Origin of the sequence: Pseudomonas sp. FP2300 (assembly GCF_030687595.1) — a bacterium.
Lineage (GTDB): Bacteria > Pseudomonadota > Gammaproteobacteria > Pseudomonadales > Pseudomonadaceae > Aquipseudomonas > Aquipseudomonas bijieensis.
Window position 1 is genome coordinate 2,019,437 of sequence record NZ_CP117440.1, and the last position, 25,900, is coordinate 2,045,336.

Annotated in this window: 21 protein-coding genes; 12 read left to right on the forward strand and 9 right to left on the reverse strand. The window is 61.4% G+C overall.

What is annotated here, in order from left to right; translation table 11 throughout:
• Positions 1-40 precede the first annotated feature (40 nt).
• Complete coding sequence (locus tag PSH86_RS08910) at positions 41-886, forward strand: type 1 glutamine amidotransferase domain-containing protein (RefSeq protein WP_305489264.1); 846 nt, start codon at positions 41-43, stop codon at positions 884-886.
• 123 nt (positions 887-1,009) lie between these two features.
• On the opposite strand, the gene PSH86_RS08915 is transcribed toward PSH86_RS08910, so the two are convergent.
• Positions 1,010-1,828, reverse strand: coding sequence for a pyruvate, water dikinase regulatory protein (locus PSH86_RS08915; RefSeq protein ID WP_109751501.1), 819 nt, complete (start codon positions 1,826-1,828; stop codon positions 1,010-1,012).
• Between the two features lie 176 nt (positions 1,829-2,004).
• Between PSH86_RS08915 and ppsA the strand changes: the two genes are divergently transcribed.
• The 8 genes from ppsA (at position 2,005) to PSH86_RS08955 (ending at position 10,220) form a co-directional block, all read left to right on the forward strand.
• Positions 2,005-4,380 carry a phosphoenolpyruvate synthase gene (gene ppsA, locus PSH86_RS08920; RefSeq protein WP_109751503.1) on the forward strand — a complete coding sequence of 792 codons (2,376 nt, stop codon included), beginning with the start codon at positions 2,005-2,007 and terminating at the stop codon, positions 4,378-4,380.
• Positions 4,381-4,631: 251 nt separating this feature from the next.
• Positions 4,632-5,621: an alpha/beta fold hydrolase gene (locus tag PSH86_RS08925; protein ID WP_305489267.1), complete on the forward strand. Its 990-nt coding sequence runs from the start codon at positions 4,632-4,634 to the stop codon at positions 5,619-5,621.
• Between the two features lie 126 nt (positions 5,622-5,747).
• Entirely contained in the window at positions 5,748-6,239 is a 492-nt protein-coding gene (rraA, locus tag PSH86_RS08930) for a ribonuclease E activity regulator RraA (RefSeq protein ID WP_109751505.1), read from the forward strand.
• A gap of 25 nt (positions 6,240-6,264) precedes the next feature.
• Entirely contained in the window at positions 6,265-7,260 is a 996-nt protein-coding gene (locus PSH86_RS08935) for a zinc transporter ZntB (RefSeq protein WP_109751506.1), read from the forward strand.
• A gap of 63 nt (positions 7,261-7,323) precedes the next feature.
• Positions 7,324-7,569: a hypothetical protein gene (locus tag PSH86_RS08940; protein WP_014337331.1), complete on the forward strand. Its 246-nt coding sequence runs from the start codon at positions 7,324-7,326 to the stop codon at positions 7,567-7,569.
• Positions 7,570-7,571: 2 nt separating this feature from the next.
• Positions 7,572-8,396 carry a mechanosensitive ion channel domain-containing protein gene (locus tag PSH86_RS08945; RefSeq protein ID WP_053183230.1) on the forward strand — a complete coding sequence of 275 codons (825 nt, stop codon included), beginning with the start codon at positions 7,572-7,574 and terminating at the stop codon, positions 8,394-8,396.
• Positions 8,397-8,487: 91 nt separating this feature from the next.
• Complete coding sequence (gene sigX, locus PSH86_RS08950) at positions 8,488-9,078, forward strand: RNA polymerase sigma factor SigX (protein ID WP_092197526.1); 591 nt, start codon at positions 8,488-8,490, stop codon at positions 9,076-9,078.
• 107 nt (positions 9,079-9,185) lie between these two features.
• The gene (locus PSH86_RS08955) at positions 9,186-10,220 is read left to right on the forward strand and encodes an OmpA family protein (protein WP_109751507.1); all 1,035 of its coding nucleotides are present in this window, start codon (positions 9,186-9,188) and stop codon (positions 10,218-10,220) included.
• 224 nt (positions 10,221-10,444) lie between these two features.
• Here the strand turns inward: PSH86_RS08955 and cobA are convergent, their stop codons facing one another.
• The 8 genes from cobA to PSH86_RS08995 form a co-directional block, all read right to left on the reverse strand.
• On the reverse strand, positions 10,445-11,200 hold the full coding sequence (gene cobA / locus PSH86_RS08960; protein ID WP_305489274.1) for a uroporphyrinogen-III C-methyltransferase: 756 nt from the start codon (positions 11,198-11,200) through the stop codon (positions 10,445-10,447).
• Between the two features lie 10 nt (positions 11,201-11,210).
• A complete protein-coding gene (locus PSH86_RS08965) occupies positions 11,211-13,928 on the reverse strand; it encodes a nitrate reductase (protein WP_305489275.1) in 2,718 nt (905 codons plus the stop codon).
• A complete protein-coding gene (nirD, locus tag PSH86_RS08970; protein WP_018605256.1) occupies positions 13,928-14,245 on the reverse strand; it encodes a nitrite reductase small subunit NirD in 318 nt (105 codons plus the stop codon). Before nirD ends, PSH86_RS08965 begins: the two co-directional genes overlap by 1 nt.
• Positions 14,242-16,695: a nitrite reductase large subunit NirB gene (gene nirB / locus PSH86_RS08975; RefSeq protein ID WP_305489277.1), complete on the reverse strand. Its 2,454-nt coding sequence runs from the start codon at positions 16,693-16,695 to the stop codon at positions 14,242-14,244. Before nirB ends, nirD begins: the two co-directional genes overlap by 4 nt.
• Positions 16,696-17,125: 430 nt before the next feature.
• Positions 17,126-18,796 (reverse strand): bifunctional protein-serine/threonine kinase/phosphatase, encoded by a 1,671-nt coding sequence (locus PSH86_RS08980; RefSeq protein ID WP_305489279.1) that lies wholly within the window; start codon positions 18,794-18,796, stop codon positions 17,126-17,128.
• Positions 18,797-18,805: 9 nt separating this feature from the next.
• On the reverse strand, positions 18,806-20,017 hold the full coding sequence (locus PSH86_RS08985; protein WP_053120618.1) for a NarK/NasA family nitrate transporter: 1,212 nt from the start codon (positions 20,015-20,017) through the stop codon (positions 18,806-18,808).
• Positions 20,018-20,351: 334 nt separating this feature from the next.
• Positions 20,352-20,927: an ANTAR domain-containing response regulator gene (locus tag PSH86_RS08990; RefSeq protein WP_003199539.1), complete on the reverse strand. Its 576-nt coding sequence runs from the start codon at positions 20,925-20,927 to the stop codon at positions 20,352-20,354.
• Positions 20,928-20,941: 14 nt separating this feature from the next.
• On the reverse strand, positions 20,942-22,153 hold the full coding sequence (locus PSH86_RS08995; protein ID WP_305489281.1) for a CmpA/NrtA family ABC transporter substrate-binding protein: 1,212 nt from the start codon (positions 22,151-22,153) through the stop codon (positions 20,942-20,944).
• A 246-nt stretch (positions 22,154-22,399) separates the two neighbouring features.
• Between PSH86_RS08995 and PSH86_RS09000 the strand changes: the two genes are divergently transcribed.
• The 3 genes from PSH86_RS09000 to sctW are packed head-to-tail and all read left to right on the forward strand — an operon-like array spanning position 22,400 to position 25,891.
• Complete coding sequence (locus tag PSH86_RS09000; RefSeq protein ID WP_305489282.1) at positions 22,400-23,131, forward strand: helix-turn-helix domain-containing protein; 732 nt, start codon at positions 22,400-22,402, stop codon at positions 23,129-23,131.
• Positions 23,132-23,135: 4 nt separating this feature from the next.
• Positions 23,136-24,788, forward strand: a complete 1,653-nt coding sequence (gene sctC / locus PSH86_RS09005) for a type III secretion system outer membrane ring subunit SctC (RefSeq protein WP_305489283.1) — start codon at positions 23,136-23,138, stop codon at positions 24,786-24,788.
• The gene (gene sctW / locus PSH86_RS09010) at positions 24,785-25,891 is read left to right on the forward strand and encodes a type III secretion system gatekeeper subunit SctW (RefSeq protein ID WP_305489285.1); all 1,107 of its coding nucleotides are present in this window, start codon (positions 24,785-24,787) and stop codon (positions 25,889-25,891) included. The genes sctC and sctW overlap by 4 nt, the downstream gene beginning before the upstream one ends.
• Positions 25,892-25,900: the final 9 nt, after the last annotated feature.

Genomic DNA, 25,900 nt, shown 5'->3' on the forward strand with positions numbered 1-25,900 from the left:
ACAGTGAGCGCATCTTTTATCGAAGCGTCCTGGAGTCATCATGAAAAAGCTCACGTCCTTGGCAACATCTGTTGTACTGGCAGGCATCAGTGTCGTGGCCCATGCCGATAACGTGCTGGTGGTCCTGTCCGATTCCGATCATCTGGATCTGAAAAATGGCAAGGTCTTCTCCACCGGGTTTTACCTCAACGAATTGCTGCAACCGGTGAAACTGCTGCTGGATGCCGGTCACCAGGTGACGTTCGCGACGCCCGAGGGCAAGGCGCCGACGCTGGATCGGTCCTCGCTGGACAAGATGTACTTCAATAACGACTCGGCGGAGCTGGAGCGCTACCAGGCGTTGCTGGCGCAGTTGAACATCACGTCGGCCAAGGACTCTCCGGTGATCAGTCTGGCTCGTGCCGAGCAGATCGGCCTGGAGCAGTTCGACGCCCTGTACATCCCCGGTGGGCATGCACCGATGCAGGATTTGCTCACGAGCGCACCGCTGGGCCGGGTGCTGACGCACTTCCATGCCCAGGGCAAGACCACCGCGCTGGTTTGCCACGGGCCGATAGCGTTTCTGTCGACCCTGGCCGACGCCAAGGGCTTCACTGGCCAGTTGGCCGCCAATGGTCAGGCCTCGGCCCAGGCCGACTGGATCTACGCGGGGTACAAGATGACGGTGATCAGCAATCAGGAAGAAGAGCTGGCCAAGGGGCTGCTGGGCGGCGGGAGCATGAAGTTCTATCCACAAACCGCGTTGGAGCAGGCCGGTGGGCACTACAGCAGCAACACCGCGCCGTGGACGTCCCATGTGGTGACGGATCGGGAGTTGATCACGGGACAAAACCCGGCGTCGGCGCTGGAGGTGGGGCAGGCGTTGGTCAAGCGGTTGAAGCGCTGACCAGGAACGCCACAGGTTCTTTTGTGGGAGCGAGCCTGCTCGCGATTGCGGTGGATCAGCAACATTAATGTTGGCTGACACTCGGCTATCGCGAGCAGGCTCGCTCCCACAGGGGGGATGGGTTTATTTGAACCGCCGCTCCACCCCTTTCTCCACCAGGATCTTCGCCGAAATCTCTTCCACGGAAAAATGCGTGGAATTGATATGGGGAATGTTCTCCCGCCGGAACAGGTTTTCCACCTCGCGCACTTCGAATTCGCACTGGGCGTAGCTCGAATAGCGGCTGTTGGGCTTGCGCTCGTTGCGGATCGCGGTAAGGCGGTCCGGGTCGATGGTCAGGCCGAACAGCTTGTGCTGGTGGGCGCGCAGGGCGCTAGGTAGTTGCAGGCGCTCCATGTCGTCTTCGGTCAGCGGATAGTTGGCCGCGCGGATACCGAATTGCATCGCCATGTACAGGCACGTCGGTGTCTTACCACAGCGCGACACGCCCACTAGGATCAGGTCGGCCTTGTCGTAATAATGCGTGCGCGCGCCGTCATCGTTGTCCAGCGCGAAATTGACTGCCTCGATCCGCTCCATGTAGTTGGAGTTGTGTCCAATGGAATGGGACTTGCCGACCGAGTAGGACGAGTGCTCGCTCAGTTCCTGCTCCAGGGGGGCCAGGAAGGTGGAAAAAATGTCGATCATGAAACCATTGGACGTTGCGAGAATCTCACGGATGTCCTGATTGACGATGGTATCGAAGATGATCGGGCGGAAACCGTCGTTTTCGGCGGCTTTATTGATTTGCTGTACCATGGCCCGCGCCTTGTCGACGTTGTCGATGTACGGACGTGTCACTTTGGTGAAGGTAATGTTTTCGAATTGCGCCAACAGGCTTTGGCCTAGCGTTTCGGCCGTGATGCCGGTGCCGTCGGAGATAAAGAAAGCAGATCGTTTCATTTGCGCCTTGGGCCTTAAGCTAGTAACGATTCTTGGATATGATAGGCGCGATTTGCTGGCCGCCAGTGGCCCGCATTCTCACTTATTTTCCAGGTCCAGGCCATATCGCCGGTAATCGCTCCCCTGGAGCCTCCGGTGCCTTGAGCTTTTCCAACACAGTTAGTGGAGAGATCACCTTGGTAGAGTACGTAGTTTCCCTCGATAAGCTCGGCGTCCATGATGTGGAGCATGTGGGGGGCAAGAACGCATCCCTGGGCGAGATGATCAGCAACCTCGCCGGTGCCGGCGTATCGGTGCCAGGTGGCTTCGCCACGACCGCTCAGGCTTATCGTGATTTCCTGGAACTGAGCGGCCTGAACAAGCAGATCCACGATGCGCTCGATGCCCTGGACGTCGATGACGTCAATGCCTTGGCCAAGACCGGTGCCCAGATCCGCCAATGGATCATGGAAGCCGAGTTCCCCGAGAAACTGAATGCCGAGATCCGCACCGCGTTCGCCAAGTTGTCCGAGGGCAATCCCGATGTCGCCGTCGCCGTGCGTTCCTCGGCCACCGCCGAAGACCTGCCGGACGCCTCCTTCGCTGGCCAGCAGGAGACCTTCCTGAACATTCGTGGCGTGGAAAACGTCATCCGTGCCGCCAAGGAAGTCTTCGCCTCTCTCTTTAACGACCGTGCCATTTCCTACCGCGTGCACCAGGGCTTCGACCACAAGCTGGTTGCCCTGTCCGCGGGTGTGCAGCGCATGGTCCGCTCCGAAACCGGCACCGCCGGCGTGATGTTCACCCTCGACACCGAGTCGGGCTTCCGTGACGTGGTGTTCATCACCGGCGCCTATGGCCTGGGTGAAACCGTCGTGCAGGGCGCCGTGAACCCGGATGAGTTCTACGTCCACAAAGGCACGCTGGAAGCCGGCCGCCCGGCCATCCTGCGGCGCAACCTGGGCAGCAAGGCCATCAAGATGATCTACGGCGACGAAGCCAAGGCCGGTCGTTCGGTGAAAACCGTCGACGTGGACAAGGCCGAGCGCGCGCGTTTCTGCCTGACCGACGCCGAAGTCAGCGAGCTGGCCAAGCAGGCGATGATCATCGAGAAGCACTACAAGTGCCCGATGGACATCGAGTGGGCCAAGGACGGTGACGACGGCAAGCTGTACATCGTGCAAGCCCGTCCGGAAACCGTGAAGAGCCGCACCCAGGCCAACGTCATGGAGCGCTACCTGCTCAAGGAAACCGGCACCGTGCTGGTGGAAGGCCGTGCCATCGGCCAGCGCATCGGCGCCGGCAAGGTGCGGATCATCAAGGACGTCTCGGAAATGGACAAGGTCCAGGCCGGTGACGTACTGGTTTCCGACATGACCGACCCGGATTGGGAACCGGTGATGAAGCGCGCCAGCGCCATCGTCACCAACCGTGGTGGTCGTACCTGCCACGCGGCGATCATTGCCCGTGAACTGGGTATCCCGGCAGTGGTGGGTTGCGGCAACGCCACCGAATTGCTCAAGGACGGCCAGGGCGTGACCGTTTCCTGCGCTGAAGGCGATACCGGCTACATTTTCGAAGGCGAACTGGGCTTCGACATCAAGAAGAACTCCGTGGACGCCATGCCGGACCTGCCGTTCAAGATCATGATGAACGTCGGCAACCCGGACCGTGCCTTTGACTTCGCACAGTTGCCGAACGCTGGCGTGGGCCTGGCCCGCCTGGAGTTCATCATCAACCGCATGATCGGCGTGCACCCCAAGGCATTGCTGAACTACGACGGCCTGCCGCAGGAAATCAAGGACAGCGTCGACAAGCGTATTGCCGGCTACAACGATCCGGTCGGCTTCTATGTCGAGAAGCTGGTGGAAGGCATCAGCACCCTGGCGGCGGCGTTCTGGCCGAAAAAGGTCATTGTGCGGCTGTCGGACTTCAAGTCCAACGAATACGCCAACCTGATCGGCGGCAAGCTCTACGAGCCGGAAGAAGAAAACCCGATGCTGGGCTTCCGTGGTGCTTCGCGCTACATCAGCGAATCGTTCCGCGACTGCTTCGAGCTCGAATGCCGTGCCCTCAAGCGCGTGCGTAACGAGATGGGCCTGACCAACGTCGAGATCATGGTGCCGTTCGTCCGGACCCTGGGCGAAGCGAGCCAGGTCGTGGACCTGCTGGCGGAAAACGGCCTGGCCCGTGGCGACAATGGCCTGCGCGTGATCATGATGTGCGAGCTGCCGTCCAACGCGATCCTGGCGGAAGAATTCCTCGAGTTCTTCGACGGTTTCTCCATCGGTTCCAACGACCTGACCCAACTGACCTTGGGCCTGGACCGCGACTCCGGGATCATCGCCCACCTGTTCGACGAGCGTAACCCGGCGGTCAAGAAGCTGCTGGCCAACGCCATTGCCGCCTGCAACAAGGCCGGCAAGTACATCGGCATCTGCGGCCAGGGTCCTTCGGACCACCCGGACCTGGCCAAATGGCTGATGGAGCAGGGCATCGAAAGCGTTTCGTTGAACCCGGACTCTGTGCTGGAAACCTGGTTCTTCCTGGCTGAGGGACAGGCTGCGGTCTGATTGAGTGAAGGGCGGTCAACGGTAATACTGTGTACTGAAGGCTGGTGAAGTTCATTGTGGCGAGGGAGCTTGCTCCCGCTTGAGTGCGAAGCGCTCACAAAAAGGGACTGCTGCGCAGTCCAGCGGGAGCAAGCTCCCTCGCCACGGTTTCACTTATCCTCTTCAATGAGCAGCGTTACAGTGACGCGACCTTTTTGATTGAAGTAGGGCGGGCTCCTGACGGATGCCGCCCTTTTTTGTGCAAGAGCATTATGCAAAGCAGCAGCAACCTCTTTCCTGTCGCTCTGGTCAGCGCCGAGCGGCGCGGTGATCTGAGTGAAGATGTCTATCGCTTGAAACCCGGCAACAGCCCCGACGCCAGCGTCGAACTGGCCGTCACCCGGCTGGGCATGGCCGATGCCAGCGAAATCCGTGGCGTCCCGGTGATCCTGTTGCACGGCAGTTTTTCCAATCGACGCTTCTGGTATTCGCCCAAGGGCCTGGGGCTGGGAGCCTACCTGGCACGCCTGGGCTTCGATGTGTGGATTCCCGAGATGCGCGGCCATGGGTTATCCCAGCGCAACCAGGCCTATCGCAACAATCGGGTGGCCGACTATGCCCGCTACGACTTGCCGGCCATCGGTGCCTTCGTGCGTGAGCAGAGCGGGCAAGTGCCCCACTGGATCGGTCACTCCTTGGGAGGTATTACCCTCGCGGCAGCCTTGGGTGGCCATTACCTGGGCGAACCTGCGGTGGCTTCGGCGGCGTTTTTCGGTACCCAGGTCAGCCGCACCTACTGGCCGTTGAAGATCCCGCCGGTGGAGTGGAGCGGCCGGTTCATCCTCAAGCGCTTTGCCCAGTTGTCCGGCTCAAGGCTCAAGCGCGGCCCCGAGGACGAGCCCATCGGCCTGGCGCTGGAAAGCATGCGCTGGTACGGCCTGTTCGGACGGTTCGGCGATGCCGAGAAGAACTGGTGGGCCGGGCTGGCCGATGTCCAGTTGCCGGTGCTGGCGGTGAGTGCCGCTGGCGATCACCAGGACCCTACCTGGGCTTGCCGCAAGCTCTTCGAGCAGATCGGTTCCGAGCACAAGCAGTTTGTCTGCCTGGGCCAGGAGCAGGGTTTCAAGGGCGATTTCGGCCACGTCGAGATGCTGGTCAGCAAAGCGGCACAGGCTGAGGTCTGGCCTCTGGTAGCCCGTTGGCTGCAAGATCAGCAGGCGCCGTTGCTGGAAAGTCTGCCCGCCCTGGCCGAGGCGGTTTGAGGGAAAGGCTCTGACATGGGCATTTCGCTCTGGTCGGCTTGCGGCTAAGATATGACGCTTGACGCGGTTCCAGTCACAAACGGTTGCTCATTCAGTCCGACGTTCCAGCCTTTCAGGAGTTGTTCGATGAACCATTACCTCACGCCCGACCTGTGCGACGCCTACCCGGAACTGGTGCAGGTGTTGGAGCCGATGTTCAGCAATTTTGGTGGCCGCGACTCCTTCGGCGGCGAAATCGTGACCATCAAGTGCTTCGAAGACAACTCACGGGTCAAGGAGCAGGTTGAACTCGAGGGCAACGGCAAGGTGCTGGTCGTCGACGGCGGCGGCTCCCTGCGTCGGGCGCTGCTGGGGGACATGCTGGCGGAAAAAGCCGCGAAAAATGGTTGGGAAGGGCTGGTGATCTACGGTTGCATCCGTGACGTAGACGTTATTGCCCAGACCGACCTCGGGGTCCAGGCCCTGGCCAGCCACCCGATGAAAACCGACCGGCGTGGCGTCGGCGAACTCAATGTGCCGGTGACCTTTGCCGGCGTGACGTTTCGTCCAGGCGAGTATGTCTACGCGGACAACAACGGCGTGATCGTCTCGCCTAGCCCGCTGAAAATGCCTGAATGAAGCACCACTGCCATAAGGGATGAGGATGTTCGAGGAAGAAAACGCGCAGTGGGGGCTGGTGCATGCCCTGGTGCTGGACGGTAAAGGCGGCGCGCGTTCCATAGCCCGGACCGAACTCGACGATTTGCAGTTGCAGGCCCATGAAAGCCTGTGGCTGCACTGGGATCGCAGTCATCCGCAAACCCACACCTGGCTGCGCAAATCCAGCGGCTTGAGCGAATTCAACTGCGACCTGCTGCTCGAGGAGAATACTCGTCCGCGCCTGTTGCCATTGCCCAACGCCGAGTTGCTGCTGTTTCTTCGAGGCATCAACCTCAACCCGGGTGCCGAGCCGGAGGACATGGTCTCGGTACGGATCTTTGCATCCGCCCAGCGGGTGATCTCTCTGCGCCTGCGTCCGTTGCGCGCTACCGATGAACTGCTGGCGCAGTTGGCCGAGGGCAAAGGACCGAAAAACGCGTCGGAACTCATCCTTTATATGGCGCAGTACCTCACCAACAAAGTGCAGGACCTGGTCACTTGTCTCTCTGAGATCGTCGATACCGAGGAAGAAAAACTTGATACCGACGAACGGTATACCCCCGAGCACGATGCCATTTTGCACATCCGGCGACGGGCCGCCGGACTCAAGCGCTTCCTGGCGCCACAGCGGGACATTTTCGGCCAGATGACGCGACTCAAGCTGCCGTGGTTTTTCGACGATGACAGCGACTATTGGAACGAATTGAACAACAGCCTGACCCGTTACCTCGAGGAACTGGAATTGACCCGAGAGCGCGTGGGGCTTGTGCTGGAGGCCGAAGACCGGCGCCTTTCGGTGCGGATGAACCGCACCATGTACCGCTTCGGCATCGTCACCGGGATTTTCCTGCCGATGAGTTTTCTCACCGGCCTTCTGGGCATCAATGTCGGCGGCATTCCGTTTTCCGAAAGCCCCTACGGTTTCATGATTGCCTGCCTGTTGATGATCTGCGTGGCGCTCGGGCAGTGGTGGTTGTTCCGCCGCTTGCGCTGGGTGTGATGGGGTTTCATGTGACCCGACGAAATTTGATCGCGTCTTCCACAGACATCACGAGAGGTGCGTATGCACGATCCGTTTGAACAGTCTTTGCGCGACATGCTCAAGGCTTCGCCGTCCAGCCGGGACGATGATGCGTGCCTGGGACGTGTACTGAAAACCGCCAACCGCCAGGTCGGTGCGGGCGATCTGTTCAGCCTGCTGGGCCGCTGGTTGCCTGCGCTGATGATCGCCCTGAATAACGGATCGGCCCATGTCTCGCCGGTTTCCCGCCGTAAACCTGTTACTCGCACCGCTGATAAGGCTGATTGAATATGGAACTTGATCTCTGGACCCAGAGCCTCGTCACGGCAATGACTGCGTTGTGGACCAAGGTGGCTAACTTCATCCCGAACCTGTTCGGCGCCCTGGTGGTGCTGTTGCTGGGTTTTGTCGTGGCCAAGCTGCTGGACACGCTGCTGTCCAAGCTGCTCGCCAAATTGGGTCTCGACCGCCTGATGGGGGGCACCGGCCTGACCAAACTGTTGTCCCGTGGCGGCATCCAGGTACCGATCTCGACCCTGGTCGGCAAGATCGTGTATTGGTTCGTACTGCTGATTTTCCTGGTTTCCGCTGCAGAATCCCTTGGCCTCGAGCGAGTTTCGGCTACGCTCGACATGCTTGCGCTGTATTTGCCGAAGGTTTTTGGTGCCGCGCTGGTGTTGCTGGTCGGCGTTCTGCTGGCGCAACTGGCCAACGGGCTGGTGCGCGGCGCGGCCGAGGGCGTTGGGCTGGACTACGCCGCTGGCGTGGGGCGAATTGCCCAGGGCCTGGTGATCATCATCAGTATTTCGGTGGCGATCAGCCAGTTGGAGGTCAAGACTGACCTGCTCAACCACGTGATCGTGATCGTATTGATTACCGTTGGTCTGGCGATTGCGCTGGCAATGGGGTTGGGAAGTCGTGAAATCGCCGGGCAGATCCTGGCGGGAATCTATGTGCGTGAATTGTATGAGGTTGGGCAACAAGTGCGTGTTGGCGAGGTCGAAGGCCAGATCGAAGAGATCGGCACGGTGAAAACCACATTGCTGACCGAGGAGGGCGAACTGGTGTCGCTTTCCAATCGGATCCTGCTGGAACAGCATGTGAGTAGCCGCTAACCCGGCAAACCCTGCTAATGTATGCCGCCGCAAAATGCCCGATACGGCAGGCTGCGGCGCACATTGACCTAGACTGTCGGCCCGACTTGTTTTGAACAAACCCCAATCGCTATCCACGCGCTACGACCCCCGTGATCTCTCCGATGAGGAGTTGGTCGCGCGCGCGCATACGGAGTTATTCCACGTAACGCGTGCATACGAAGAATTGATGCGCCGTTACCAGAGGACATTATTTAACGTTTGTGCACGATATCTCGGGAACGATCGCGACGCTGATGATGTCTGTCAGGAGGTGATGTTGAAGGTGCTGTATGGCCTGAAGAACTTCGAGGGGAAATCGAAGTTCAAGACCTGGCTCTACAGCATCACGTACAACGAATGCATCACGCAGTATCGCAAGGAACGGCGAAAGCGTCGCTTGATGGACGCGTTGAGCCTGGACCCTCTCGAGGAAGCGTCTGAAGACAAGGCGCCCAAGCCCGAGGAAAAGGGTGGACTCGATCGCTGGCTGGTCCATGTGAACCCGATCGATCGGGAGATTCTGGTGCTACGATTTGTCGCAGAGCTGGAATTCCAGGAGATCGCAGACATAATGCATATGGGTTTGAGCGCGACAAAAATGCGTTACAAGCGCGCTCTAGACAAATTGCGTGAGAAATTTGCGGGCATTGCTGAAACTTAGTTCGGCGCAAATATCTCTTACGTGTAGGCAAGTTCTGATAGACTTGCCGCCGAGTTGTCCCCCGGTTTGCGGGACTGCTTCACAATCACCAGATGGGGATTTAACGGATGAAACTGAAAAACACCTTGGGCTTTGCCATTGGTTCTTTGATTGCTGCCACTTCGTTCGGCGCTCTGGCACAAGGCCAAGGCGCAGTTGAAATCGAAGGCTTCGCCAAGAAAGAACAATTCGACAGCGCTCGTAACTTCAAGAACAACGGCAACCTGTTCGGCGGTTCGGTTGGTTACTTCCTGACCGACGACGTTGAACTGCGTCTGGCCTACGACGAAGTGCACAACGCCCGTACTGACGACGGCACCAACGTCAAAGGCGCCAACACCGCTCTGGACGCTCTGTACCACTTCAACAACCCAGGCGACATGCTGCGTCCTTACGTCTCTGCCGGTTTCTCGGACCAGAGCATCGACCAGAATGGCAGCAACGGTCGTAACCGTTCCACCTTCGCCAACGTTGGCGGCGGTGCCAAGCTGTACTTCACCGAGAACTTCTACGCCCGTGCTGGCGTTGAAGCTCAGTACAACATCGACCAGGGCGACACCGAGTGGGCTCCAAGCGTCGGTATCGGTGTGAACTTCGGTGGCGGTTCCAAGCCTGCCGCTGCTCCAGTTCCAGCTCCGGCTGAAGTCTGCTCCGACAGCGACAACGATGGCGTGTGCGACAACGTCGACAAGTGCCCTGACACCCCAGCCAACGTAACCGTTGACGCTGATGGCTGCCCAGCTGTTGCTGAAGTCGTTCGTGTTGAGCTGGACGTCAAGTTCGACTTCGACAAGTCGGTCGTCAAGCCTAACAGCTACGGCGATATCAAGAACCTGGCTGACTTCATGAAGCAGTACCCATCCACCACCACTACTGTTGAAGGTCACACTGACTCCGTCGGTCCTGACGCTTACAACCAGAAACTGTCTGAGCGTCGTGCAAACGCCGTTAAGCAAGTTCTGACCAACCAGTACGGTGTTGAATCGTCCCGCGTTCAGTCTGTTGGCTACGGCGAATCCCGCCCAGTTGCTGACAACGCCACTGAAGCTGGTCGTGCAGTTAACCGTCGCGTAGAAGCGCAGGTTGAAGCCCAAGCTAAGTAATTAGCCCACAGCTTTGGAAAAGCCCGGCTTAGGCCGGGCTTTTCTTTGCCTGCGATTTATTGAAAGAGCCTTGGTGTCGCCACAGTGTGGCTGCTTAAAACACCGAACCTGTGGGAGCAAAGCTTGCTCGCGATGGGGTAGGGCCAGCAACATTCATATGGGCTGACACACCGCTATCGCGAGCAAGCTTTGCTCCCACAGGTTCGGTGGTTGGGTGTTGTTTGTTACAGCGACGAAGCCTGAACCCACGAAGGCTGCGACCCTGCACATTCGGTCGCGCCTGCCACTGCGCCAATCACCAGGATTGCCGGGCTCTTGAGTTGAAAGGTGCCTGCATCGGCTTCCATCGAAGCCAGGTCACTGCGGCAATCACGCTGATGGGGCAGGGAGGCGTTTTCGATCATGGCCACTGGCGTATTCGCCGCCAGGCCGCCGGCCAGCAATTGCTCACGAATCTCGCTCAGTTTCGCCACGCCCATGTACACCACCAGCGTCGTGCCGCTTTGTGCCAAGGCTTGCCAGTTCAGGCTGCTGCCATCCTGAGTGTGGGCCGTCACCAACGTCACGCCCCGGGCAACCCCGCGCAGCGTCAGTGGAATATCGCACTGGGTCGCCCCCGCGAGGCCGGCGGTGATGCCATTGACCAGTTCGACCTCGACGCCATGCTCGCGCAGCCACTGGGCTTCTTCACCGCCGCGACCGAAGATGCAAGGGTCGCCGCCTTTGAGACGCACCACGCATTTACCCTGGCGGGCATAACGCAGCATCAAACGATGAATGAACGCCTGAGGCGTGGAACGGCAGCCGCCGCGCTTGCCTACGGCAATGATGCGCGCATTGAGGCAATGTTCCAGCACTGCGGTATTGACCAGATCGTCGATCAACACCACGTCGGCCTCACCCAGGGCGCGCACGGCTTTGAGGGTCAGCAACTCAGGGTCACCGGGACCCGCACCCACCAGCCAGACTTTTGCGTTCATAGTGTTTTCCTCACGAGATAGCCGCCAGTGGTTGCGCAGTGGCAACCAGCAGGCGCTTGATTTCCGGTACGCAGGAGCCGCATTGCGTGCCACAGCCCAATTCCTGTTTGAGCCCCTGCAAGTCCAGGCCACGTTCAATGCCTGCGCAGATCGCACGCTGGCTGACATTCATGCAGTTGCACAGCGTTTTGCTGCCACCTGTCGTGGTGCCGACATTGCCCGGCGGCGCGCTCAAAGGCGCCAGCAGCCAGCGGCGCAGTTGTTCATCGGCACGACCTTCCAGCCACAGGTTCTGCAGCCAGTGCCGAGCCAGGGTTTCGCCAGCCAGGCGAATGGCGGTGATGCGGCCGTTTTCGATTCGAACCCGTTTACCGATAGAGCGACGGGGATCGTCATAGGCCAGTACCGGCCCATCGATCAGGCCCAATTGCTCGTCGATGGCCTGTAGCAGTTGCGGTTCGGGAGCGACGGCGCTGGCCGCACGAATCAGCAACGCAGGGCGATCACGGCCGGTCAGGCTCAGGCTGACGTAGGAAAACGCCTCACACAGTGGGCGCAGCGCCTCCAGATGTTGTTGAACATCACCTTCGATCAGGGCGAAAAGCTGCCAAGGCAGGTTCACCGGCTCCAGGCGTACGCCGCTGTGCTTGAGTTCCGGTTGTTTCGACAACGGATCGAAGGCCGGTTGAGTCAGAGTGTTGACCCCGCCCTTGAGGAACCGGTCGCCCCAGTGCATAGGCAGGAACGCCTGGCCGGGGCGCACGCTGTCGTCGCTGTCCACGGCCACGATCACGCTGCCACGCCGGCTTTTGAGGCTGACCAGGTCGCCCGCCTGCAGGCGATGCCGGAGCAGTTCGTCGGGATGCAGGCTGAGTACCGCTTCGTTCACATGACCGAACAACTGCGCGGCGGTACCGGTGCGGCTCATGCCGTGCCACTGGTCACGCAAGCGACCGGTGTTCAGCGTCAATGGGTAGCGGGCGTCACGCAGTTCCTTGGCGGCGCGATAGGGGTCGGCCACAAACCGTGCCCGGCCGCTGTCGGTCGGGAAAATCCCGTCCATGTACAGGCGAGCCGTTCCGACCGTCGCACCCTCGGGGAAGGGCCATTGTTGCGGGCCGAGTTGATCGATCAGGGCATGGCTGATGCCGGACAAGTCCAGGTCACGGCCGCGGGTCAGTTGTTTGTATTCATCGAACAGTTCGGCTGGGGCTGCAAAGGCAAACAGGCTGGGCTGCCCCGGCCGCAGGCGTTTCTCCAGGCGTTGTGCGAAATCCACTGTGATTGCCCAGTCCGCACGAGCCTCCCCCGGTGCGCCGATGGCCCGACGGACGTGGGAAATACGCCGTTCGGAGTTGGTCACTGAACCTTCTTTCTCGCCCCAACTGGCCGCCGGCAGCAGCAGGTCGGCAAAGGCTGCGGTCTCGGTGGTGCGGAAGGCTTCCTGCAACACCACGAATGGGCAGGCTTGCAGCGCTTCACGTACCGCCGTCTGGTCTGGCATCGATTGGGCCGGGTTGGTGCAAGCGATCCACAAGGCCTTGATCTTGCCACTGCGAACCTGCTCGAACAGCTCGATGGCGCTCAAACCGATGGTGGCGGGCAGTTGCTCGACGCCCCAATAGCGGGCGACTTCGGCGCGATGCTCCGGGTTGGCCGCTTCACGATGGCCCGGCAGCAGGTTCGAAAGGCTGCCGGTTTCCCGGCCGCCCATGGCATTGGGCTGGCCGGTCAGTGAGAACGGGCCCGCACCCGGCCGCCCGATCTGCCCGGTGGCCAAGTGCAGGTTGATCAGCGCGCTGTTCTTGGCGCTGCCGGCGGTGGACTGGTTCAAGCCCATGCACCACAGCGACAGGAAGCTCGGCGAGGTGCCGACCCATTCGGCGCACTGGTGCAGTTGTTCGACGCTGATGCCGCACAACTGCGCGACCATCGCCGGGGTGTAGTCGCGTACCAGGTTCTTCAGGTCCGCCAGGCCTTCGGTATGGGCCTTGATGAAGTCGCGGTCGACCCAGTCTTCCCACAGCAGCAGGTGCAAAATCCCATGGAACAAGGCGACATCGGTACCGGGCAGGATCGCCAGGTGCAGGTCCGCCAAGTCGCAGGTGTCGGTGCGCCGCGGGTCGATGACGATGATTTTCATCTGCGGTCGGCGGGATTTGGCCTCTTCGAGACGGCGAAACAGGATGGGATGGGCGTAGGCCATGTTACTGCCGACGATCATCACGCAGTCGCTCAGTTCCAGGTCTTCGTAGCTGCAAGGTGGGGCGTCGGCGCCGAGGCTGCGCTTGTAGCCCACCACGGCGGAGGACATGCACAGCCGCGAATTGCTGTCGATGTTGTTGGTGCCCACCAATGCCCGGGCGAGTTTGTTGAAGGCGTAGTAATCCTCGGTGAGCAATTGGCCGGAGATGTAGAACGCCACGCTGTCGGGGCCGTGTTCGGCGATGGTCTCGGCGAAGACGCTGGCGGCGTGATCCAGGGCGCTGTCCCAGTCGCTGCGGGCCCGGGCCAGACCTTTGCCCAGGCGCAGTTCGGGGTAGAGGGCGCGTGCGGCGAGGTCGCCGGTCAGGTGCAGGGTGGAGCCCTTGCTGCACAGTTTGCCGAAGTTGGCCGGATGGGCGGGATCGCCACTGACGCCGAGGATGCGCTCGTCGTCATGCTCGATCAGCACGCCGCAACCGACCCCGCAATAACAGCAGGTCGAGGCAGTGATCTGGCGGTTCATCAGCTTGCGTCCCGCAGGGCCAGTTGCACTCGGCCGTTTTCGACCCGGGCCGAATGATGATGGGCGCAACCCACATCCGGCGCCTGGGCCTGGCCGCTTTCCAGGTCGATCTGCCAGTTGTGCAGCGGGCAGGCCACGCGCTTGCCGTAGACCAAGCCTTGGGACAACGGGCCGCCCTTGTGCGGGCAACGGTCATCGAGGGCGAACACTTCATCGTCGCTGGTGCGGAATATCGCGATATCGCCTTTGGGGCCATTGATGATGCGCGAACCGAGGATGTTGATTTCTTCCAGTGCGCAGATATCCAACCAGTTCATGCCGGCACCTCCAGGTTTTTCACGGGGATGACTTCAAACTCTTTTTTCAGCAGTGGCTGTTCCAGGCGCTGTTTCCAGGGGTCTTGCTCCAGCGAGAGGGAAAACTTCAGGCGTTCGTGGAGGGCCTTGCGCCGCTCGGGATCTTCCAGCACGGCTTTCTTGATGTGCTCCATGCCGACCCGCTGCATGTAGTGCACGGTGCGTTCGAGGTAGAAAGCTTCCTCGCGGTACAGCTGCAGGAAGGCGCCGTTGTATTCGCGCACTTCCTCGGCGGTCTTGAGCTTGACGAAAAACTCGGCCACTTCGGTCTTGATCCCGCCGTTGCCGCCGATGTACATCTCCCAGCCGGAATCGACGCCGATGATGCCAACGTCCTTGATGCCGGCTTCCGAGCAGTTGCGTGGGCAACCGGAGACGGCCAGCTTCACCTTGTGCGGCGACCACATGTTGAACAGGTCGTGTTCCAGCTCGATGCCCAGTTGGGTCGAGTTCTGCGTGCCGAAGCGGCAGAACTCACTGCCCACGCAGGTTTTCACGGTGCGGATGGATTTGCCGTAGGCGTGGCCGGAGGGCATGTCGAGGTCTTTCCACACGCCGGGCAGGTCCTGCTTTTTGATCCCCAGCAAATCGATGCGCTGCCCGCCGGTGACCTTGACCATCGGCACGTTGTACTTATCGGCCACGTCGGCGATGCGCCGCAGCTCGGAAGGGTTGGTCACGCCGCCCCACATCCGCGGAACCACGGAGTAGGTGCCGTCTTTCTGGATGTTGGCGTGGGCGCGTTCGTTGATCAGGCGTGATTGTGGATCGTCTTGAGCCTCGCCGGGCCAGGTGGAAATCAGGTAGTAATTAAGCGCTGGCCGGCAGGTGGCGCAGCCGTTCGGCGTGCGCCAGTTCAGGTAGCTCATGGCCCCGGCGATGGTCAGCAGGTGCTGATCGCGGATTGCCTGGCGGATCTGGCCATGGTTGAGGTCGCTGCAACCGCAGATGGCTTTTTCGCTTTTCGGCTTGACGTCCGCCGCACCGCCGACGGTATTGATCAGGATCTGCTCCACCAGGCCGGCGCAGGAGCCGCAGGAACTGGCGGCCTTGGTGTGTTTCTTCACGTCATCGACGCTGAACAGCCCGTGTTCCTGGATCGCCTTGACGATGGTACCCTTGCACACGCCGTTGCAGCCGCAGACTTCGGCGCTGTCGGCCATGCTCATGGCTTTGTCCTGGCCTTGGTGGCCTACATCGCCCAGGGCGTTTTCCCCGAACATCAGGTGATCGCGGATCTCACTGATGGCGTGGTTCTCGCGGATCTGGCGGAAGTACCAGCCGCCGTCCGCGGTATCGCCGTACAGGCAGGCACCGACCAGCACGTCATCCTTGATCACCAGCTTTTTGTAGACGCCGCCAATCGGGTCGGAAAGGGTGATGGTTTCGGTGCCTTCGCCGCCCATGAAGTCGCCGGCGGAGAATAGGTCGATGCCGGTGACTTTCAACTTGGTCGAGGTGACCGAGCCCTTGTAAGTGGCGAAGCCCAGTTGCGCGAGGTGGTTGGCGCAGACCTTGGCCTGTTCGAACAACGGTGCTACCAGGCCGTAGGCGGTGCCACGGTGGTTGGCGCATTCACCGATGGCGTAGATGCGCGGATCGTAGGTCTGCATAGTGTCGTTGACCAGGATCCCGCGGTTGCACGGGATGCCGGACTTTTCCGCCAGCTCGGTGTTGGGGCGGATGCCGGCGGCCATCACCACCAGGTCGGCGGGGATGATGTCACCGTTCTTGAACTGGACCGAGCCGATCCGGCCGTTGCCGGCGTCGTACAGGGCCTGGGTCTGCTCGCTGAGGCGGAATTTCAGGCCACGGTTTTCCAGGGCGGTTTGCAGCAACTGGCCGCTGGTCTTGTCCAGTTGCCGCTCCAGCAGCCATTCGCCCAGGTGCACCACGGTCACGTCCATGCCCCGCAGCTTCAGGCCGTTGGCGGCTTCCAGGCCGAGCAAGCCGCCACCGATCACCACGGCGTGCTTGTGGGTCTTGGCGGTGTCGATCATGGCCTGGGTGTCGGCGATGTCGCGGTAGCCGATCACACCCTCCAGGGTGTTGCCGGGGATCGGCAGGATGAAAGGCGTGGAGCCGGTAGCGATCAGCAGGCGATCGTATTCGGCTTCGCTGCCGTCTTCGGCGATGACCCGGCGCTTGACCCGATCGATCTCCACCACCTTGCGATTGAGCAGCAGCTTGATGTTGTTGTCGAGGTACCAGCTCAGGTCGTTGAGTACGATCTCTTCGAAGGTCTGCTCGCCGGCCAGCACCGGCGAAAGCAGGATGCGGTTGTAGTTGGTGTGTGGCTCGGCGCCGAACACCGTGATGTCGTACAGCTCGTTGCTCAGCTTGAGCAGCTCCTCGAGGGTTCGAACCCCGGCCATGCCGTTGCCGATCATTACCAGTTTGAGTTTTTTCATCAGGGTTCTCCGCAAGTTCAGGCCCGTTTCATCACGGTGAATGGGCTGGCTCGGCAATTTTTTCGAAAACAAAAAAAGGCGTCCCGCTAGTTGCCTAGCGAGGACGCCTTTGTCCTGGTCCCGTTCTCTCGGGAAGCACCGCCTTCATCGTTGGAGGCGTTGCTTTATGTATGGTGAGAGAGGTTATGCAGTGGTTGTGCCAAGTGGCTTGAGGGCGCGGATTTAGTGGGGGAACGACTGATTGCACGATTGGGGGAGGGATTTATTGCACCGAATCAAAGCGTGTTGCCCGGTAATGGAGCGTGGTCGCGGTGGATGTGTAGTGACAGCCAAGCCGCTATCGCGAGCAAGCTTTGCTCCCACAGCCGATTCCCTGTGGAGCGAATCCTCTGTGGGAGCAAAGCTTGCTCGCGATAGGCGTGACTGGATCTCAGCCGTGAAACACCAAAAACAGCAGCACAACATTCACCACCAACGATACCAGCGCCAACGTCCGCCAGACCTTCAGCGGTTCTCTTTCCAACAATGGCCGGGGCCTGACGCTCAAACTGCGGCGTTCGCCCTGTTCCAACAGCAACAACCATTCCTCGGCGGTTTCAAAGCGTTGGTCCGGATCCGCCGCGACGGCCCGTTCCAGGCTCTGTCCGAGCCATTCGGGCAAGTCCGGCCGATAGCGGCTGGCACCGACCGGCGCGCCAAAACGCGGGCGTTGGAAGGCTTCGATTTCGCCGTAGGGATAATGCCCGGTCAGCAGGAAGTACAAGGTCACACCAACGGCATATAAATCCTGTTGCGCGGTTGGCGCGGTGCCGGCGAAGGCTTCCGGAGCGATGTAACTGGGCGTGCCGGGCAGCACGTTGGCCTGGTCCTCGGACAAGCCCGGGCAGTACGCCAGGCCGAAATCCAGCAAGCGCAACTCCCCGTCGTCACCCAGGTGCAGGTTTTCCGGCTTGATGTCGCGGTGGTAGATCTGCCTTCGATGCAACAGGCCCACCGCCCGCACCAGCCGCTGCGCCAGCTCCAACCATTGGGCGAGAGGTAGTGGCCCGTCCTGGTTGAACAGCTCGGCCAGGGTCACGCCCGAATATTCGCGCATCACGTAGTAGAGATGCTGACGCTGGGGAACGCCATGGACCTCGGGAAATTGTCGCCCGGCGACCCGTTTGAGAAACCATTCTTCCGAGAGCAATGCCTGTCCGGCCCGGCTATCGTCGCGCAACTGAGTCGGCAAGGTTTTCAGCAGCCAGGGCTGGTCCTGACCGTCGTGTACCCGATAGAGCAACGATTGTTGGCTCTGGCCGAGCAGGCCTTCGATCTGCCAGCCTTCGAACACCTGGCCCGGTTTCAATGCCGGCGGCAGGGGCCATTGCTGCAGTTGGATCAGGGCATCGCCGATGCTCGCTTCGCCCACGGCATCGACCCGCACCAACAAGGCGCTGGCGTTGTCCTGGCTACCGGCCAGGTGCGCGGCATTGACCAGCGTCTGCGCCGCAAGGTCCAGGTCCGGCTGGTCGCGAAGAATGCCGGCGATGGCCGTGTCCCCCAGGACTGCCCAGACACCGTCGCTGAGCAGCACAAAGGTTTCGTCGATGCGTAACTCGCCGTCGAGAAAGTCCAGGATCAGGTGTTGATCCAGGCCCAGGGCACGCTTGAGCACGTGCTGCATGCCTTGTTGTTCCCAGACGTGATCCTCGCTGACCCGTTGCAGATGATCGGCATGCCAGCGGTAGACCCGGCAATCGCCGACATGAGCGAGGGTGAAGCGTCGGCCCCGCAGCACCAGGGCGCTGACGGTGGTGAGCAGCGGTTGCCCGCCACCGTTGGCCTGCAGCCAGCGATTCTGCGCCAGCAGCAAGCGGTCCAGAGCCTGGGCCACACCCCAGGTCTGCGGTGTGGAGTAGTAATCCAGGGCCAAGGCCTGCAAGGTCGAACGGGCCGCCAGCCCGCCATCGGCGCATTGGCTCACGCCGTCGGCGATGGCGAACAGGTAACCCTTGCTGGCGGCCAGGGCCGGGGCCGGGGTGACCAGGCGCAGGGCGTCCTGGTTTTCTTCCCGCGGGCCGATGGCACTGGCTTCGGCGAAGCTCAATTGCAGGCTCATGGTTGCAGGTTATACCCGGGCAGCGGTGACAGCGGCCGAACCCCAAGTGGTTCTCCAGCGACGCTTGACGCCGTACAGGCCGAACCAGGCCAGGACCCCGAGGCTGGCGAACAACCACAGGGCCAGTTGATAGCTGCCGGTGCTCTGCTTGATCGCGCCCATGCCCGCCGCCAGAGCAAAGCCACCGATGCCGCCGGCCATGCCGATCAGCCCGGTCATCACGCCGATTTCGCGACGGAAACGTTGTGGCACCAGTTGGAATACCGCGCCGTTGCCCGCACCCAAACCGAGCATGGTGCAGACGAACAGGGCCAGGGCTGCGTAGGAGCTCGGCAGGTTGAAGCCCACCGCCGCGATGCAGACGGCAGCAACGGTGTACATGCCGAGCAAGGTGCGGATGCCACCGAAACGATCCGCCAGGGCGCCACCCAACGGACGCATCAGACTGCCACCGAAGACGCAGGCGGCGGTGTAGTAGCCGGCGGTGACCGGACTCAGGCCGTACTGGTCGTTGAAGTAGCCGGGCAGGGCGCTGGCCAGGCCGATGAAACCACCGAAGGTCACGCTGTAGAAGAACATGAACCACCAGCTGTCCCGGTCGCCCAGGGCCTTGAGGTAGTCGGCCATGGATTTGGCTTTTGGCCGTTCGGGGGCGTTCTTGGCCAGCCAGGCGAAGAGCACCAGGGTCAGCACCAGCGGGATCAGTGCGAAGCCGAACACATTGGTCCAGCCGAAGGCCACCGCCATGACCGGTGCGATCAGCGCCGCGAGCACGGTGCCCGAGTTACCGGCACCGGCAATGCCCATGGCCTTGCCTTGGTGTTGTGGTGGATACCACTGGGAGGCCAGCGGCAGCGCCACGGCAAACGAAGCGCCGGCCACACCGAGGAACAGGCCCAGCAGCAAGGCTTGTTCATAGCTGTGGATGCCCAGTTTCCAGGCGCAGAACAGCGCGCCGATCACGATCACCTGGCCCACCATGCCGGCGGTCTTTGGCGAGATCCGGTCGGCCAGCAAGCCCATGAACAAGCGCAGTACGGCGCCGGCCAGGATCGGCGTAGCGACCATCAGGCCGCGTTGTTGGGTAGTCAGGTGCAGGTCGGCGGAGATCTGTACCGCCAGTGGGCCGAGCAGGTACCAGACCATGAAACTCAGGTCGAAATAAAGGAAGGCCGCGAACAGTGTCGGGGTGTGGCCGGATTTCCAGAAGCTTGAATTCATCGCGCACCTCAGCTGTAAAAGTCTCGAGAAATGAGTCAGTGCTTTGAGCAGTGCGCCGTCTGTGGTCGCACCACCGGCCCCGAGGGGCCAAAACAAAAAAACGCCGCAACCCGGATTGCCAGAGAGGCAAGGAGGGTGTGCGACGTCTTTGTCGTAGGTGGGGCAACCGCCGTTGGTTACCTGTGGGATTGCTTAAGCGAGATCTGTGCCAACCCGGAGATTGTGGGGAGGCCTATCGCGAGCAGGCTCGCTCCCACATTGGAACTTCAGTGGCTACAGGACCTGTGGGAGCGAGCCTGCTCGCGATGGCGCCAGGCCAGGCGCTACAAGGTTTTCAGCCGAGCAACTCGTTCATGGCAATGATCTGCTCCGCCACCTGGATCAGCTTCTGCTGGCGGCTCATGGCCTGGCGGCGCATCAGGGTGTAGGCCTGTTCCTCGTTGCATTCCTTCATTTTCATCAGCATGCCCTTGGCCAGTTCGATGCGCTTGCGTTCGGCCAGTTGCTGGTCGCGGGCCAGGAGTTGGGCGCGCAGGGCCTGGTCGCTTTCGAAGCGGGCCATGGCGACGTCGAGGATCGGTTGCAGGCGCGCGGCGTGGATGCCTTCGACGATGTAGGCGCTCACGCCTGACTTGATCGCCTGGCGCATCACATTGGGGTCGTGCTCGTCGGTAAACATGACGATCGGTCGTGGTTGGTCGCGACTGACCAACACCACTTGTTCCATCACATCGCGCCCGGGTGACTCGGTATCGATCAGGATCACGTCCGGACGCACCGTTTCGACGCGCGCTGGCAGGTCGATGGTCAAGCCGGATTCATCGATGACTTCGAAGCCGGCCTCAATCAGGGCGGCCTTGAGACGGCCGACTTTTTTCGCCGTGTCGTTGATCAGCAGGATACGCAGCATGGTCGTGGCTCCTGTCAGCGGCTGGCGAGAAGGGGAGCCGCATCGCTCAAGGCGTGCAGTTTGAAGCTCTTGGCATACCCGGCCGGGTCCGAGCCGTCCCAGATAGTGCCGTCGATCAGTTGGCTGCTGCGCATGTCCTGGCGCGGGGACGCGATATCCAGCGCCGCGCAGGCTTCACGGTACAGCTTCAGTTGTTGGACTTCCTGCGCCACGGCCAGGTAATCCGGGTCTTCGCGCAGCAGGCCCCAGCGACGGAACTGGGTCATGAACCACATGCCGTCGGACAGGTACGGCAGGTTCACCTCGCCGTTGCCATGGAAGCGCATCGCGTGAGGATCCTGCCAGCTATTGCCCAAGCCGTCGGCATAGATGCCCAGCAGGCGTGGCTCGATGCAGTCCAGCGGCGCGTCGAGATATTCGGGCGCGCTCAACAATTGTGCGGTGCTGCGCCGGTTTTCCGGGCTTTGTTCGATAAAACGACTGGCCTCGAGGATCGCCATGACTAAGGCCCGGGCGGTATTGGGGTACTGCTCGACGAACGCGCGGGTGCAGCCCAGGACTTTTTCCGGGTGGTCGGGCCAGATGGTCTGAGTGGTCGCCAGGGTGAAACCGAGGTTCTGCTTCACCGCGCTGGCGCACCAAGGCTCGCCGACGCAAAACCCGTCGATACGCCCGGCTTGCAGGTGCGCAATCATTTGCGGCGGCGGCACCACCACGCTGTCGACATCCGACAACGGGTGGATGCCCTGGGCGGCGAGCCAGTAATACAGCCACATGGCGTGGGTGCCGGTGGGGAAGGTCTGGGCGAAGGTCAGTTTCGGGCGAGTTTGGTGCACGTGCCGTTCCAGTGCTTCAGGACTGGTCACGCCCTGGGCCTGGAGGCCATGGGACAGGTTGATGCTCTGGCCGTTCTGGTTCAGCCCCATCAGCACGGCCATGTCGGTCGATGCGACGCCGCCGATGCCCAGGTGCACGGCATAGATCAGGCCGTACAGGCTGTGAGCGGCATCGATCTCACCGCTCACCAGCTTGTCCCGCAGGTTGGCCCAGGACGCCTGGCGCTTGAGGTTCAGGGTCAGGCCGTAGGGTTGGGCGAAACCTTGGGTCGCGGCCACGACTACCGGGGCGCAGTCGCTCAAAGCCATGAAACCAAGGTTGACCGCGCTCTTTTCCGGGGCATCGCTGCCGTTGACCCAGGCCAGGGGATTGGCTGGAACTTCATTCATCGCGCATCACCTTCTACATAAAAAAAGCGCCGTACCCGGCCGATTGCCAGAGCAGGGCCGGATGACGACGCCGTTGTCCCTAAAAACAGTGTGGCACTCATTCCGCCATTGGCATGGGCGCCGATGAACAGTAATGGTGCAAGGCATATGCCAGCCCGGTTGCTCATCACCTTTCCATCAAGATTCAAGGCGCCCTGTCTTTCATCCTGTCGCTGCTTCCACCGCCACGTAGCAAAGGAGACGGCTGTGCAAAACAAATCCATTCGCGCCACGGCATGGCCTGATCTGCGCGAACGCGTGCTGTACCTGCGTGTCGCCCAAAGCCCGGTTCGACTGGACGCCGCGGGGCTTGGGCTCGATCGCTGCCTGCCGGTCGGCTGGCAAGGATTGCTGGTGTTGCGCGATTCGCTGCAATTCACCGGCGGCGAGCTACACGTATTGCCGGTTTGCGCAGCGCCGCTGGTGAAGCTGCAGGCTTTTTTCGACATGAGCGATGCCTTCGCCAGCCAGAGAACGGAGGTTGCGCCGTGGGCGGTGTTGCCGTTGGAAGATGAGATCGTTGGATCCGGGGAACGACTCAAGCGCTGGTACATCGAGCAAGCGATGGGCGGTACCCCGGATTATCACGCAGTCGCCAACCTGCTGCGGCATCACGAGAGCTACGGGCTCGTGCGGTTTTTGTTGGAGCAGGGCACCCGCAGCGAAAAACTGCAGACCCTGGCGCAGCGTTATGGCGTATCGGTTTCGCATTTTCGCAGGCTTTGCCGTCAGGCCCTGGGCAGTGCGGCCAAGCCGGCCCTGCGTGGCTGGCGCACGGCCCAGGCGCTGTTGAACATGAGCCTTCAAGGCGGCTCGCTGACCGATGTGGCACTGGAGTTCGGTTTTGCCTCTTCTTCGCATTTCTCCAAGGAAGTCCGCGAATTGGTGGGCTTTGCCCCCAGCAATCTCGCCGACATCACCTGCCTTTCCGGTCATTGATCCGATGAGCCGTCGATGGATATTCCTGTCCCTTTTATCCGTCTGCTTGAGCACCGTGTCGCTGCTCGTACCCGTTGCCGCGCGGGCCGATGTCTATACCTTCGAAGCCCGTGAACAGAGCGCGCGCACCTTCTTCAGCGAACTGTCCGGGTCGTTGGGCAAGCCAGTCATTGTCAGCAAGGCCGCCGCCACCAAGCGGATTGGCGGTACGTTCGATCTGCGCACGCCGCAACAGACTTTTGAACGCATCAGCGTGCAGATGGGGCTGATCTGGTACAGCGATGGCCAGGCGATTTACCTGTATGACGCTTCGGAAATCAAAAGCGCCATGGCCTCGTTGCAGACCTTGACCGTGGCCAAGCTGCTGGGGTTTCTCAAGCAGTCCGGGTTGCATGATGCGCGCTATCCGCTACGCACTGATGGGTTGCGCACCTTTCACGTCTCCGGGCCGCCCATCTACGTCGACCTGGTGCTGCAAGCGGCGGGGTTGATGGACAACCAGCGCTCCGAACTGTTGCTCGGCAAGCAACAGATTGGCGTCATCCATGTGCGCAATACCTTCGTCAACGACCGTCAATATGAACTGCGCGACGATAAAGTGACCATTCCCGGGCTGGCCACGGTGATCGAGGCATTGTTGCGCGGCGAAAAGCACGAGGTCGAGCCGTCGGTGGCGCAAGCCCCCGAGCCGCGAGCGCGGGGAGCGATGCCGGTGTTTCCCCTGGAGGGCCTGGCGAACACATCCTCGGAACAAGATCCAACGGCGCCGCGCATCATTGCGCGCGAGGTGGCTGCCGGCAACATCCGGGTGGTGGCCTACCCGGACACCAACAGCCTGTTGGTCAAGGGCTTGCCGGAGCAGGTGCGCTTTATCGAAAACCTGGTCAATGCCCTGGATACGCCGAAACGACACGTCGAATTGTCGTTGTGGATCATCGACCTGCACAAGGATGAACTCAATCAGTTGGGCATCAACTGGCAAGGCGCCGTGAAGTCCGGGGGCACCTTCAGCGCATCGCTCAACGCGGGCTCGGCGACCACCCTCGATGGCGCATCGTTCGTGACCCAGGTCATGGCGATGGAGCGGACCCAGCGAGCGAATGTGGTTTCGCGCCCGGTCATCCTGACCCAGGAGAACGTGCCGGCGATCTTCGACAACAACCGCACGTTTTATGCCCCGCTGGTCGGCGAGCGCAGTGTCGACCTGCAACACGTGACCTACGGCACCCTGGTGAGCGTGCTGCCGCGTTTCGCCCAGGCGGACGAGATCGAGATGTCGCTCAATATAGAGGACGGCAGCGAAGTCGACTCGGGGCAGGGTGAGCGCCTGGGTGCGTTGCCGACGGTTGGCCGTACCCGCATCAGTACGGTGGCGCGGGTGCCCCAGGGCAAGAGCCTGCTGGTGGGCGGTTTCACCCGCGATGACCACGGCGAACAGATTGGACGCGTACCGGTGTTGGGTTCGATTCCGTGGATCGGACGCTTGTTCAGCTATCGCCAGAACCGTTCGGCCAACACGGTGCGGGTGTTCCTGATCCAGCCCAAGGAGATTCGCGACGGCTTTGAGCCTGCCACCGTCGAACACGGCGCGCAGTTGCTGAGCCCGGAGCAGTACGAGCGCCTGCGCCGCTCCTATTTCCGATTGTCAGAACCATGATCCTGCCGCCGATCTCCCTGGGAGGGCGAGCGGCCCAGGCCCGCCTGAATGCCGAGAAGGCCGCCGAACATCCCCAGCCGCAAATGGAGGCCGAGACAGGGCTGGACGACAGCGCAACGGCGGCGGTGGCGCAGCGCCTCGTGCAGATCAGCGACGAGTTGTCAGCGGCGCTGACGCAATTTCGTGGCCGGCGCTTGTTCGAGCAAAAGTCCGAGGGGTTGACCGACACCTTCGAACGCGTACTGGAGGACGACACCGTGCCCAAGGCCCGGCAGGTGCTGAGCCTGGCGCGGCTGGCGGATAAACCCGTCACCTGGTTGCTGCAAATGACGCGACAACTGTTCCCCGATGACAGCGACCTGGCGCTGGTGCTGCGGGCGTTGCTGCGCCGAAGGACATTGGAGGCGCGCACACGGCAGCGGCTCGAAACGCTCTTGCAGACGGTGATTGCCCAAGGCTCTCCCAAGCGCATGAACGCCGGGATCAACGCCGCGCTCAAGGCCAGGCTGTTCGGCAAGAGCATGGCGGTACGGGCCGGTCTGTTGCGTGAGACCTACCGGGATTTTCTCGAGTCCGACGACGGCCCGCTCAGTTGCTACCAGGACTGGATTGCCCTGTACGGCCCGGCACAACGCATGAATGTGCTGGCCTTCATCGAAGCCGCACTGCTCACTGATATAAGCGCCCAGGACCCCAGCTGCTCGCGCACCGAGTTCGGCCAACTGCTGGGCCGGGTGACCGACCTCAAGCGCCTGCGCTCAGCCGATGAACTGTTTATCGGCGCGCTGCTCGACGATGCACTCATCTGTCGGCACAACCCCGATGAGTCCGACTGGCTGGTGTTCCTGTTCGGCGTGTTGACCTATCCCGACGAACTCGACCAGCTGTTGCTCGGCGCGTTGGGGGAGGGTGTGCTGCTCAGTGCCCACCGTGAACGTTCGACAGTGCTGCAGACCCTGCGCCGGCTCAGCCTGCGATTACCGCCGCCGCTGTTTGCCGACGAAGAGGCGCCGTTGCGCCTGGCCACACAATTCACGCGCCTGGCGGACGTGGCCTATGCCCACGAGTGCATCGACCAGCGCCGCGCCGGCGGTCATCCATGATGTTGTCCC